This is a genomic window from Thalassospira sp. SM2505 (genome assembly GCF_054901115.1).
The window spans coordinates 2,431,673-2,444,517 of record NZ_CM142731.1; the positions used below are offsets into that span (position 1 = coordinate 2,431,673).

A 12,845-nucleotide genomic window follows, 5' to 3' on the forward strand; every position below is an offset into this window, starting at 1 on the left:
GCATAGTCCAGATATTCAGCCGAAAACGGCTGGTCAGACCACACAGGAGAGCGCCACCGTGAACGAGATCAGCAAAATTGCGCCAGTCGCAATTTGGGAAAACTTTCAGAAACTTTGCGATACCCCGCGCCCGTCGACCAAGGAAGAAGCCGTTCTTCAGCTTCTTGAAAAAATGGCAGATGACAAAGGTCTGACGCATTTCCGTGACAGTGGTCAGAATCTTGTGATCTCCATACCGGCAACACCGGGATATGAAGATCGTAAAATGACGATCCTTCAGGCCCATGTTGATATGGTGACCCAGGCGAATTCCGGTTCGACCCACAATTTTGATACCGATCCGATCCGAATGCTGATTGATGGCGAATGGATCACCGCAGACAACACCACGCTTGGCGCGGATAACGGTATTGGTGCTGCTGCCATGATGGGCTTCATGACTGAAGAGGGGCTGGAGCATGGGGCACTTGAACTTCTGTTCACGGTTGACGAAGAGCGCGGGCTGACCGGTGCGATGAATCTTGAGCCGGGTCGTCTCAAGGGCGAGATCCTTCTGAACCTTGATACTGAAGACGAGTACGAGCTTTGCGTCGGCTGTGCCGGTGGTGGCGATCTGGTCGCGACCTTTGATTACACGCCCGAAGCAGTTGCTGCCGGTTATGTTGCTCGCGATATTGCCCTGACCGGTCTTAAGGGCGGTCATTCGGGGATTGATATCATTCTGGGTCTTGGTAATGCGAACAAGCTGATGGCGCGTTTCCTGCGCACCGCCATTCGTGATTTCGACACCCGGATCGTTTCGATCAATGCCGGTACGGCGCGCAATGCCATCCCGCGTGAATCCTTTGCGACCATCGTTCTGCCAGAAGGCAAGGTTGGTGCGTTTGATGCAGCACTTTCTGTCTTTGCGGCTGAGGTGCGCGACGAAATCGGCGCGCTTGAACCGAACTTCGCCATTGCAGCCAAAGAAGCCGCACTTCCGGCAACAGCAATGAGCGCAACCGATTCCAAAAACTTCAATAACGCATGTGTAAGTGCACCAAACGGCGTTCAGGCCATGAGCACCTCGGTCGAAGGTGTTGTTGAAACCTCGATCAACCTTGCGATCATCAAGCTTGCAGATGGTACAGCCAAAGCGACCCTGTCAGCGCGCAGCTCGATCAATTCGGCGCGTGATGCCATTCGCGAAGCGGCAACCGCCGTTTTTGAGCTGATCGGTGCGACTGTTGTGTGGGGGGATGCCTATCCGGGCTGGAAGCCGAACGCAAACAGTGAAGTCGTCGACATGATGAAGTCGGTTCACCGCGACATGTTTGGCAAGGACCCGGAAATCCGTGTGATTCATGCCGGTCTTGAATGTGGTGTTCTGGGAGCGAAATATCCGCACTGGGATATGGTTTCCTTTGGCCCGACCATCAAGCGTGCCCACAGCCCGGACGAATGCGTCCATGTACCAAGTGTTGCCCGTTTCTGGGATTATCTTCTGGCGGCGCTTAAAGCGATCCCGACCAAAGGGTAAGGGGCTTCCTGAAAAGGGGCTTTAACCCACAGATTAGAAGTCTGTTGGTGCGACTGACCGGATTGTTTCGGTCAGTCGCATTTGTTTGTGGTGCACCATTTGTCGCGGGCGGTCGATCCATTGCCCGGCACAAGTGCGTCAAGATTGACAAAACCGTTTTCGCCGATAGTGGTTTCGACCTCGATCCAGAAACCCTGACTGTCACCTGAAATATAGACGGTTTCAAAACGGGTCAGACGGCGAATGATCTTGTTATTGACGCTGGGACCGTCACGCATGTTCAAAAGTTCGCGGTCAACGTAATAGGGATCGCGGTCTTCGCCGATCAGTTGTTTGACCTGTCTGGTGATCTGGCTGCCTTTTTCGGCGACAAGTTCGGGAATCTCGCGCGTGACAAATCCCTGACCCGGACCAAACGCGATCAAAGCCACAAAAATCAGCACAAATAGCGGACTAAGATGCAAAAGTGCATCGCCCATGCCAGCACGTTTCCATTCGTCACGCACGCGTCGTGTCGGCTGGCCATCTTCGAGGCGGCGCAGGCTTGCACGTACCTGTTCGGCAAGAACCGACCTGTTGGTGCCAATGAAATCAAGTGCCTGCATCAGAACCGCCCGCGCCAGTTGTTTGTTTCCGGCGCGCTCAAAGGCGGTTGCATGGGTAAACAGCATTTTGGCGTTACCCTCGGGCGGGAAACTGCCGCCACGCATATTACCCAGGATGGCCTTCCATGCAGGGATGAAGCTTCGCCATCCCCAAAAACCGCGCAGCCAGGTAATCAAACTTGCCTTAAGAGCCATACGCTTCGCCCCTTTGGGGGCAAGATTGGCGGTAAGGGTTTCGACCTTGCAGGAATGCAGAAAACCGCGAACGATCTTGAATTCGACCTGTCTGGGCTGGGCTGAAACAACCCCGGTTACCGCACATGAAATGAAACCCTGGGCATTGCTGTCAGTTTTCTTGCGATTATGCCTGCGGGCGCCGGGGTGAATGTTGCTTTTGCGTGTGCCAGCCTTGGCCTGTTGTTCGCGATAGGCTTGGTTGGCGCGCGCGACTTTTTCATCAGGGCCCGGTTTGGCCTTTTCCTGTTTGCGTCCTGCACCGGCAAAACCCTGTTTGGTGCGGTTGGCGTTCTGCGCACCTGTGGCGTTCGGACCATAACCCGACGCCGTTGATTTATCGGACGGGCCAGATTTGCCTTTGGCGGTATCCTTTGTGCGGTTCGCGCCGCCATTGGATGCCTGTGCAGGGGCTTTGCGTTCACCCGTCAGGATTTCATAGGCTTCGGTGATGTCTTTGAATTTTTCTTCAGAGTCCGGATCGGTGTTACGATCAGGATGATACTCAAACGCCAGTTTGCGATAGGCGAGTTTGATTTCCTTTGCGCTCGCGCCGGGCGCAATGTTCAGCATACTGTAATAGATGCCAAGACGATCATTGTTCATATCTAAAGCGGATTCCTGTCCTGACACACTTTCCGGCGCATGCGATTGACCGAGGCAGCTTTGGCTGCTTGCCTCTGGTGGCGTAATCATATGATGGAAATCTTAACACGTTGTCACTTTTGCCTATTTGTCATATTTTGCAAGAATCACTTGTGCATAGATTTCGAATAAACAGGTAGTCGGCTTGAAACTCAAATTTTGGCAACGCAAAGTCGACGAAGATGACGAACTGTCGGATGACGCTGCCGTATCCGAGTTCGAAATGCCGCCGGGCCATCATCTGGGTTTTGGCACCCGTTTGCGCGCCAAATGGGAAGGGTATGACGACCCGGTCGAATATTACCTGCTTCAGCTTGAAATAGATGTCTATGCCGAATGGCTGCGCAAAATGCGTGTCTGGCTGTCACGCCCGGTCGAGCCGGAGCTCGCCGAGCTTGATCTTGATGAGGAAATCGGGCGCTGGCCGCCAGAGCGAATCAAGCTGTATGACAAATTGTTCGATCACGGGATCATGATTCCGGGTGGGCACGAATATGCGCTGGAACTCGCAAAGCCACTGGCCCTTGACGAAACGCTCAGCTGTCTTGAAATCGGAGCCAGACTTGGTGGTGTTGCGCGCTTGCTTGCCGATCGCCTCGGGGTCTGGGTAACAGCCTTCGAGCAGGATGGCGAGTTGGCCCTGTTGGGGATGGATCGTTCTGTTCATGCCGGTGTGCAAAAAAGAGTCCCGGTTCAGACTTTTGATCCGGCTGAACCGGAATTGCGCAAAGGCTATTTCAACGTTGTGTATTCGTTTGGCGAGCTGTTCAAGGTGCCGGGCAAGGAGGCATTTCTGGGCGAAGTTGCAGAAACCCTGCGTGAACAGGGGCAGATTCTGTTTACCGACTATGTCCTGACTCGCGATCTTGACGATAATGCACTGGCACAATGGGCCAAGCTTGAAGGTGACGAGCTGTATCCCTGGACCGCACAGGAATATAAATCCCGGCTCGGGCAACTGAAATTTGATATCCGCATCGCCAAGGATGAGTCGGAAACCCATCTCGTTCACATCAAAAAAGCATGGATGACCATGCTTTCAGATATTCAAAAGTCCGGATTGGACCCGGATGTGATGGATTATATCGTTCCAGAGATGGAAATGTGGATGAATCGCGTAAAAATGCTTGAAAATGGCTCGCTGGCCTTTTATCGGTTCTACGCAACGATCAATTGATCGCTCAGGTTTCAGACTGCTGCTGGCGACTTTGACGGGATTTGATCTGATTTCTGTCGCCGCAACCTGTTTTAGGTATTGACAGGGGCATGTCGTACTTCTATTTTCCGGCTTCCTCGAAGGGGCCAAGTTTCTAAGGTTTAAGATTATGAAGATCCGGAACTCATTGAAATCCGCGAAGCTGCGGGAAAAAGGCTGCCGTATCGTGCGCCGCCGTGGCCGCGTATACGTGATCAATAAAAAGAACCCGCGTTTCAAGGCGCGCCAGGGTTAATTCCCGGTACCTTGTTCTCAAAGGTTTTACAAAACGCCGCACCGGTTTATCCAGTGCGGCGTTTTGTTTTATCTGCCTGATGTGTGGTGGCGTCTGGTGCCTAGGCGTCGATACCGTCAATGGCAATGGTGTAAACTGCGGTGGTTTCGCTTCTGCCGCGGAGCAGAACCTCCTTGGCAAGGGTAACGCGTGACGGATCAGAAAGCTGATTGCGCGTGGTTTCCCCAAGCAAAATCCTGGTGCCCAGTTCCTTGTTCATGGCTTCCAGTCGCGCCGCACTATTCACAGAATCGCCATTGACCGTGAAGGAAAGCCGATCCGGTGCGCCAATGCTGCCTGCCACAAGCTCACCGGTATTGACGCCGCAACGGCACCGCAATGTCGTACCTTTGAACTGTTTGCTGTGAACCAGCTTTTGGAGCTCTATCGCTGTTTCCAGCGCTGCATCGGCGTGATCTGGCTGTTCTCCAACCGCATTATAGACCGCCAGAATCGCGTCCCCCTGAAACTGGGTGATAATCCCGTGGCGCGCCTCGATAATGGCGGTGGCATCAGCGAAATAGGCATTGAGGATATCAACCACATCCTGCGGATCGGCCTTTTCACTCATTGTCGTAAAGCCCTGAAGATCTACAAATAGCGTTGTGGCCACGCATTTGCGTGACGGAACGGTGCCGGTATCGCTTTGAGATGTCAAAAGTGTCTGGGCAATAGCTGGGGGCACAAATTTGCCAAAGATCCGTTCAATACGTGCGCGATCATGTAGCGTATGGACCATGTGGTTGAAGGATGTCGCTGCATCGTTGAATTCGCTGATGATGCTGTCTGGTAGCTGCGGCAATGCCTTGAGGTCACCGTCTTCAAACTGGCGCGTTGCCATCGAGAACCGTTTGAGTGGTCGGGAAAAGAGGTGTGCGATCACCCACGCTATAATCACGGAACCCAACAGAACAACGGCTCCGATAAGAAACAGTCTGTTTATTCTTTGTCCCTCTGCCTCGAAAACAGAGGGCGCAAAATGTATTCCGAATGTGATCGGATTCGTTGAGCCATCAGAATCGTTTCGGGTCACGATGATCTGATATTCACCGTTAATCACGACCTGGGATGCGTCAATTCGCTGATCAAGTGCATAACTCAGGCTATCGCCGAGCTCAACCGGCTCCCATCTGGCACGTTGGGACAAGATCGGATCGCCAATCTGATCCATACGGGGCAGGACACTTGTCGCTTCTTCAATCGATTTTGGAATGAACCCCGATTTCTCGGTGCGCATATTGACCTTTTGCCAGTTTGACAGACCTGGATGGGCGATAATGTGGTCTGCAACTGTGATAAAGGCTGTGCGTCCATCATCTTTTTGCTGCATCGGAAGGTCACGCGACAAACCGGGCAGGGTGAGATACTGGATCAGTGCACCAAGATACTGACCATCCTGAAACAGCGGGATCGCTTCACCAAGGACGGCTTCACCAATCAGGCTTTGCCAGTAGGGGAAAAGAGTCTGACTTTGGGCCGGTCCCATTTTCAGAAGCTGTGAGGTGATCATCATGTCATAGAGATCAGCTTTTTCTTTCACAACCTTCTGATTGTGTTGATCGTAACCGATAAAGGAACCGTCGGGCGTTGTAATCCCGATGGCGGCAATGGCTTTTTCGGTTGCGATCAATGATGCTGCCTGGCTTGACCAGAAGGCTGGTGAAAGAGGATCAATTGCGCCTTCTGCAACCTTGGTGGCGATCCAGACATTGCGGCGCGCTGTCTGTGCCAGCCTGTCGTGGATGATCCGTTCTGCATCGGCAATGTCCGCACTGGTCATCGTGATCCAGAGGTCGCGGGTATTCTGAAGAGCTGTCTGGAGACCAAAATAAAGCGACAACCCGACGCCGGTCACACTGCTGAGCAGCAAGCCGCTGAGCAGGACCGCGAAAATGGAAAGTCGCCCGTGACGTTTTGCCAATATGCTCTCCAATGACTTAAAGCGATTCGGTGAAGCGCAGCCTGTCGTCTGAGTTGAACTGAGCTCATGAATTGAATAGCTTATGGGCTTTTGAAGACCATGGAAAGGGCGGAGCGACATCTCGCCGCTGCCGCCCGTTCCGATCGCGTTAACTGGCCTTGAAGCCCGGCACCGTGTAAAGCTCGGTCGTGCTGTGGCGGCCACGCAACAGAACGTCACCGGCTTTGACAACGCGTTTGGGGTCCGAAAGCAATACCCGGGTGGTTTCGGAAATCAGAACATTGGTGCCAAGCACCTTGTTTTCCTGTTCCAGTCGCGAGGCGGTATTAACCGCATCGCCATGAACGGTAAAGGACAAGCGCGCCTTTGCACCAACATTCCCGGCAACCATCGGTCCCGTGTTGACCCCGCAGCGGATCTGTAATGTCAGGCCTTCGAATGTACGGCTGGAAACCTCGTTTTGCAGGGCAATGGCGCTATCAAGTGCCGCATCCGCGTGGTTTTCCAGATCGTCAAACACGTTATAGACAGCAAGAATCGCATCCCCCTGGAACTGGGTCACGATGCCACCATGGGATTCGATGATCTGGGTTGCACAATCGAAATAGTCATTGAGCATCGCGATGATCTGATTTGGATGCAGGCTTTCACACATTGATGTGAAATGTGCGATATCGATAAACAGGACGGTTGCTTCTGATTGTTGTGGCGGCAACACACCTGAATCATTGCCAGATGCCAGAAGCTTTTTGGCAATGGATTGCGGGACAAACTTACCAAACAGATTGGTGATCCGTTCGCGGTCATGCACTGCCATCATCATGTGGTTAAAGGAGCGCGCTGCGTCATCATATTCACGGATACGGCTTCCGGAAAGCTGCGGGACATCGGCAGAGGCAATGTCCTCATCCTCAAAGGCGCGGGCAGCGGCGGCAAAGCGCCGGATCGGTTTGGTGAACTGTTTGGACAGTATAATCGCGACAATCACCGCGATGACCAGCACGGCACCACCCAGAACGGACGCCAGAACAAGGCGATTCCATTCATCATTAAACAGCTCTTCGGTAAAATGTATGCCGATGATAACAGGTGAAATGGGGGCATTCATCACCTGACGGGTGACAATGAGATGATATTTACCATCGACTTCAAGTCCGGCAAGGCGCAAGCCGGTATTTTGCCGCTCATCTTTTTCATCCGTTTTGATCCGTTCCGATTTGCCGATATTGGCAAGAACCCGGTCACCGATATCGTGAATGGTTGGCAATGGAAGCGGGCTTCGCGCGATATCAGCCCCGTTGATCAGTTTGTTGGCGGTGTCTTCCCCCCAGTCGCGCAAATCAGGATGGGCCATCACCCGATTGCCGCCAATCAGGATGAACGGAGTGCCGGGAAGGTCTTCGCGTCCGCGAATCAGGCTGTCCGACAAGTTTGACAGCGACAGGTACTGAATAAAGGTCCCCAGATAATGCCCGTCATAAAAAAGCGGAACCCAACTGGTCAGGACCGTGCGATTGAAAAACGGATCCCAACGCGGAAATCCGGTGCGGTTGGAAACCGGGCCACGAATGTGTGCCAATTCGGAAAACAGCATATCGTCCTGGGGCAGGGTGCGTCGGATTTCTGTCATATCTTCGGGATTGAAACCGATGAATTGCCGGTCCCCTGTTATCAGACCATAGGCCATGACATCCATGTCTGCGGCAGCAAGGGCACGCATCGCATTGGTCCAGCCATACTGGAAGCTGGGATCAAGTGTGCCGTCGGCGACCTGCTTTGCGACCCAGTCGGAACGTTCATCAACTTCGCTCATACGTTCATGCATGGTGCGCTGGACAGCTGTCAGGTCCACATCAGCCAGCATGACCCAGAGATTGCGGGTGTTTTCATATGCGGTACCAAGACCGACATACAGGGCAAGGCCAACACCAAAAACGCTGGTGGTAACGAAACTGGCAAGAAGGACAGAAAGGACAGAATATCTGCGTTTGGATATCACTCGGTTTTTTCCTGAAACGGAGGTTCCCCAACCTCAGGCGGCATCTTAGCGGCGATCGAACTTGGTTGAAAGGATGATTGAACTTGATGTTCGTTTTATTCCGGCAAGCTCTCCAATCCGGTCCAGTACCCCGTCAAGCTCTTCGGGCGTATCGGCGGCAACTTCGGCAATCAGGTCATATTCCCCCGAAATTGCCAGACAGCGAATGCAATGCGGGATTTTCTGCAATGCGCCGACCACTCCTGCGGATTGCTTTTGTTCTAGCTGGATCATGACTTCGGCCAGAAGAACCGGTCGCGCGCTGTCTCCGAGCTGCACCGTGTATCCGGTAATGGTTTGTGATTTTTCAAGGCGTTCGAGCCGTTCCTGTACAGCACTGCGTGATAGTCCGACATCGCGCGCCAGTGCCGCAGTCGGTATGCGGGCATTTTCCTGCAGTCTTGCGATCAGGCGACGGTCGGTTTCATCAAGTCGGCGTTTCATCGGTCATACCCATTAAAATGACGGGTTATTCAATTGTTTTGACAGTATTGCCGGGTTGCAAGCGTTAGTCCAGCGGCGGAGCATAAAGGGGTAAACAACAAAACGTTATCAGGGCAGTTACGGCATCCATCGCGATGGTGTCTGTTCCGTCGGGAGTTAGAGACAATGAAAAAGATTTTGATCCTTGGTGCCGGTAAAATCGGACGTATGGCCGCTGTAATGCTTAAGGAAAGTGGCGACTATGCGGTGACCCTGGCAGATGCCAATGGCGATATGCTGGAATTCTGTGCCCGGGATGATGCCGCAACCCTGATCAAGGTTGATGTCACCGATGAGGCGGCTCTGACCGAGGTCGCCACCGGTCATGATGCCATTCTGTCGACCTGTCCGTTTTACCTTAATGTTGCGATTGCGCGTGTTGCCCGTGCGGTTGGCGCATCCTATTTCGATGTGACGGAAGATGTCGAAACCACCCGTGCCATTCGCGAAATTTCCAAGGGCGCAGCAGGGGCATTTGTACCGCAATGTGGTCTCGCGCCGGGTTTTATTTCGATTGCTGCGCACGATCTGTTCAAGCGGTTTGATACGGTCAAAAAGCTTCGTCTACGGGTTGGTGCCCTGCCACAAAACCCGACCAACCGTTTGAAATATAACCTGACCTGGTCGACGGACGGTTTGATCAACGAATATCTCAATCCCTGTGAGGCGATCCTGAACGGCAAGCGTGTCGAGGTTCTTCCGCTTGAAGGATATGAGCGTTTCACAATTGATGGTACCGAATACGAAGCCTTCAATACGTCGGGCGGGGTTGGTGCGCTTTGTGACATGCTTGAAGGCAAGGTCGACAATCTTGATTACAAAACTGTCCGTTATCCGGGCCATCAGGAAATTCTGAAAATCCTGATTGAAGACCTTCGTCTGGGCGAACGCCCGGATATGATGAAGGAAATCTTTGAAAATGCCCTGCCAGTCACGCAGCAGGATGTGATTGTGATCTTTGCTGACGCCGTCGGGACCCGTAACGGCGAACTTTGCGAAGAAAACTTCATCCGCAAGGTCCATGGTACGGAAATTGGCGGCAAGAACTGGTCCGCCATCCAGATCACGACATCGGCCGGATTGTGTGCGGTGATGGATATGGTGCTTACCGGCAAGCTACCGGGAACCGGTTATGTGCGTCAGGAAGAAGTCGGACTGGATGATCTTTTGGCCAATCGTTTTGGTCGCTATTACGCCAATCGTCAGCTTGCAGTCTAAAATCTGATAATTGCCGGTAGGCAAGTCTCGAAATCCCCCTGAAGTGCTTCAGGGGGATTTCTTTTGCTATCAGCCTGTTATCAGCGTTCGCTTCATTCGAATGTCAGCAAATTTTGAAGTATCCCAAAGCATGTCAGTCTTTTGGCAGGCAAGGCATGGTCAGAGCCGATTATTTGTGGCAAAGACGTTGTTTGTTAACGCTTGGCCCTTATGGTGGCCGTTAATCAAACTCATTATGAAAACAGGTATTCCTTGTCTGATTTCGATGCCACATACCGATCTGCACTGGGCCTGTATGAAGCAGGCCGGTTTGCGGAGGCCGAAGAAGCCTGTCGCATGCTGATCCGTGCATATCCGCAAGCCGCAGACGCCATGCATCTGGCGGGCCTGGTTGCGGCAAAACAAGGAAATCAGGTTCTGGCTGCGGAACGAATGGGGCGCGCTGCGATTGCCGATGCCAATAGTGCCGAAATCCAGCACGACCACGCCCAGGCGCTCAAGGCGATCGGCAAGTTGCGCGATGCGGTTGGTGCGTTCAAGCGTGCCATTCGGCTTTGTCCGGATGCGCCAGCCCTTTACTGCAATATCGCCAATACCTATCGCCAGCTTGATGAGTTGAAAGACGCGCGCGAAAACTATGAACACGCGCTTGAACTCGCCCCCGATATTGCGGAAATTCATGCCAATTATGCGGCATGCCTTTATGCAATGGGCGATATCAACGGTGCCGAAACATCGTGCATGACCGCACTTAGGATGCGTGACGATATCGTCAATGCGCTGGTTCTGATCGGGCAAATCCGCCTTGATCAGGGGCGTACAGTGTCGGCAAGCGAACCTTTGCGCCGGGCACTTACACTGGAACCGGGACATCAACGTGCATTGACCGCTTATGGCGATGCGCTTTTCCGTCTTGGACAATTTGCAGGCGCCCAGCATTGCCTGCGACAGGTTCTGGCGCTAGATCCCGATGACGCAAAGGCACGTCGAACACTGGCATTGCTTAATCTGCGTGTCGGGCAGGGGATGGAGGCCATTGGCGCATTGGAGCCGTTACTTGCGGCTAATCCCCACGACCCGCAATTACTTTTGATGATGGGCGAGGCCCTTAGCCTTGTTGGCCGTCATAGCGAAGCTGTTGAACGGTTCGGCGCTGCAATCGGGGCGGGCGGCGGTGACGATGCCGTGTTTCGTCTGGCTGTGGAACTTGCCGAGGAAGGTGATACCGGCTCGGCGCAATCGGTGTTGCAGAACGGTATTGATCGCAAAATTGCCGCTGGTGAAAACACTGCGCTGTTTCGTACTGCGCGCCGGTTGCTGTTTGCGCCGGTTCCAACCAATCTTGCCGCACAGAATGACGAAGTTATTCGCGATCTTCTTGATGACACGCTTGATGAAGATGCGCTTGAACCAGACCTTTCGTTCGTGGGATCTGATCGCATTGACCCGATGATCCTCACGCGCTTTCCTCCGGTCTGGCGTGCGGCTTTGCGTCCGGAAGGTGACAAGCAGTTGCGCGCGGTTGGTCATTACTGGGAACGGCTTGTTTCGGGCTATGATGTGCCCGAAGTCAATCTTTCGCGGGATCGAAAGGGTGGCAAGATCCGCCTTGGTGTTGTGTCAGCCAATATGTGTGATAACGGTATCGGGCGTTGGGTGCTTGGTCTTGTCGATGCCATTGATCGGGACCGGTTCGATGTAACCGTCATTCGCCCGCCGACCGGTGAAGATGACATCACGATGCGGATCGATGAACATGCCGATCTGGTTGTGCCTTTGCCGCTTGATCCATTGCACTCGGCACGGGTGATTTCCGGCCTTGATCTGGATGTCCTGCATTATGCCGATCCGCAGGCAGATGCCTATACGATGTTGCTGGCAAGCTGGCGTTTGGCTCCGCTTCAGATTTCCGGAGGCGGTATTGCTGCGACCAGCGGCCTTTCAAACATCGACTATCATTTGATTGCAGAGGACTGGGAAACCGCAGGAGGCGAAAAGCGTTTCAGTGAAAAGCTTGTTCGTTTGCCCGGATTGTTCGTCAATGCCACCCCGCCTGAAAGCGTGGATATGACGACAACAGAATTGCAACGTCTCTGGCGTCTGGCACAGGACCGAAATACCTATTTGTGTCCGCAGCCGCTTGATGTTCTGACCGCCGATTTTGATCCGCTGATTGCCGAGATTTTACGTCTGGACGAAACCGCCGAACTGTTATTGATCGCGCCGGAACGTGACAGCTGGGACGCCGCATGGGGGCGCCGGTTTGCCGTAAATTATGCCGATGTCGCGGGACGGATGCGCTTTGTCAATGTGCGCAGCCGGGCAGACTTGCTGTCGCTTCTTTGTGCGGTTGATGTCGTGCTTGAAAGCCCGGCATGGAATGATGCAATGTTGGCCTTTGACTGTCTGGGGCTTGGTGTTCCACTGGTGACCTTGCCCGGAAGTGCGGCGCGATCCCGACGCAGCCATACCTGTTATCGCCAGATTTCGGTCTTTGATTGTGTGGCATATCACTCGGCAGACTATGTCGATACGGCATTGACCCTGGCAACCGATAAACGCCGTCGTTCGGTGGTATCGCACGCCATAAAAAGCCGGTCGCATATCCTGTTCGGGCAGAAATCGTCCTTTGACGCCTATATGCAATTCCTTGAGGAATGTATGGCGGTTCCCGTCGAAAATGTGATGTAAG

At 53.3% G+C, this 12,845-nt stretch carries 9 protein-coding genes; 5 read left to right on the forward strand and 4 right to left on the reverse strand.

All coding sequences use genetic code 11. The features are described from left to right. Positions 1–58 precede the first annotated feature (58 nt). Positions 59–1,519, forward strand: coding sequence for an aminoacyl-histidine dipeptidase (locus tag ACTU44_RS11310; RefSeq protein ID WP_462095428.1), 1,461 nt, complete (start codon positions 59–61; stop codon positions 1,517–1,519). 71 nt (positions 1,520–1,590) lie between these two features. Here the strand turns inward: ACTU44_RS11310 and ACTU44_RS11315 are convergent, their stop codons facing one another. Further along, positions 1,591–2,964, reverse strand: coding sequence for a DnaJ domain-containing protein (locus ACTU44_RS11315; RefSeq protein WP_462095429.1), 1,374 nt, complete (start codon positions 2,962–2,964; stop codon positions 1,591–1,593). Positions 2,965–3,148: 184 nt separating this feature from the next. On the opposite strand from ACTU44_RS11315, the gene ACTU44_RS11320 reads away from it, so the two are divergent. After that, positions 3,149–4,180, forward strand: coding sequence for a class I SAM-dependent methyltransferase (locus ACTU44_RS11320; RefSeq protein ID WP_114097632.1), 1,032 nt, complete (start codon positions 3,149–3,151; stop codon positions 4,178–4,180). Positions 4,181–4,328: 148 nt separating this feature from the next. Next, entirely contained in the window at positions 4,329–4,454 is a 126-nt protein-coding gene (gene ykgO, locus ACTU44_RS11325) for a type B 50S ribosomal protein L36 (RefSeq protein WP_007090004.1), read from the forward strand. Positions 4,455–4,554: 100 nt separating this feature from the next. On the opposite strand, the gene ACTU44_RS11330 is transcribed toward ykgO, so the two are convergent. From ACTU44_RS11330 to ACTU44_RS11340, 3 genes are all read right to left on the reverse strand, one after another. Beyond that, on the reverse strand, positions 4,555–6,414 hold the full coding sequence (locus ACTU44_RS11330; protein WP_114097633.1) for an adenylate/guanylate cyclase domain-containing protein: 1,860 nt from the start codon (positions 6,412–6,414) through the stop codon (positions 4,555–4,557). Positions 6,415–6,562: 148 nt separating this feature from the next. After that, the gene (locus ACTU44_RS11335; RefSeq protein WP_336080711.1) at positions 6,563–8,413 is read right to left on the reverse strand and encodes an adenylate/guanylate cyclase domain-containing protein; all 1,851 of its coding nucleotides are present in this window, start codon (positions 8,411–8,413) and stop codon (positions 6,563–6,565) included. Between the two features lie 45 nt (positions 8,414–8,458). Next, complete coding sequence (locus ACTU44_RS11340) at positions 8,459–8,896, reverse strand: Lrp/AsnC family transcriptional regulator (protein WP_114097635.1); 438 nt, start codon at positions 8,894–8,896, stop codon at positions 8,459–8,461. Positions 8,897–9,061: 165 nt separating this feature from the next. Here ACTU44_RS11340 and ACTU44_RS11345 point away from each other — a divergent pair, with 165 nt between their 5' ends. Together ACTU44_RS11345 and ACTU44_RS11350 are read left to right on the forward strand one after the other, a co-directional pair. Next, positions 9,062–10,153, forward strand: a complete 1,092-nt coding sequence (locus tag ACTU44_RS11345) for a saccharopine dehydrogenase family protein (RefSeq protein ID WP_114097636.1) — start codon at positions 9,062–9,064, stop codon at positions 10,151–10,153. 252 nt (positions 10,154–10,405) lie between these two features. Next, a complete protein-coding gene (locus tag ACTU44_RS11350) occupies positions 10,406–12,844 on the forward strand; it encodes a tetratricopeptide repeat protein (RefSeq protein WP_336080714.1) in 2,439 nt (812 codons plus the stop codon). Position 12,845 lies beyond the last annotated feature (1 nt).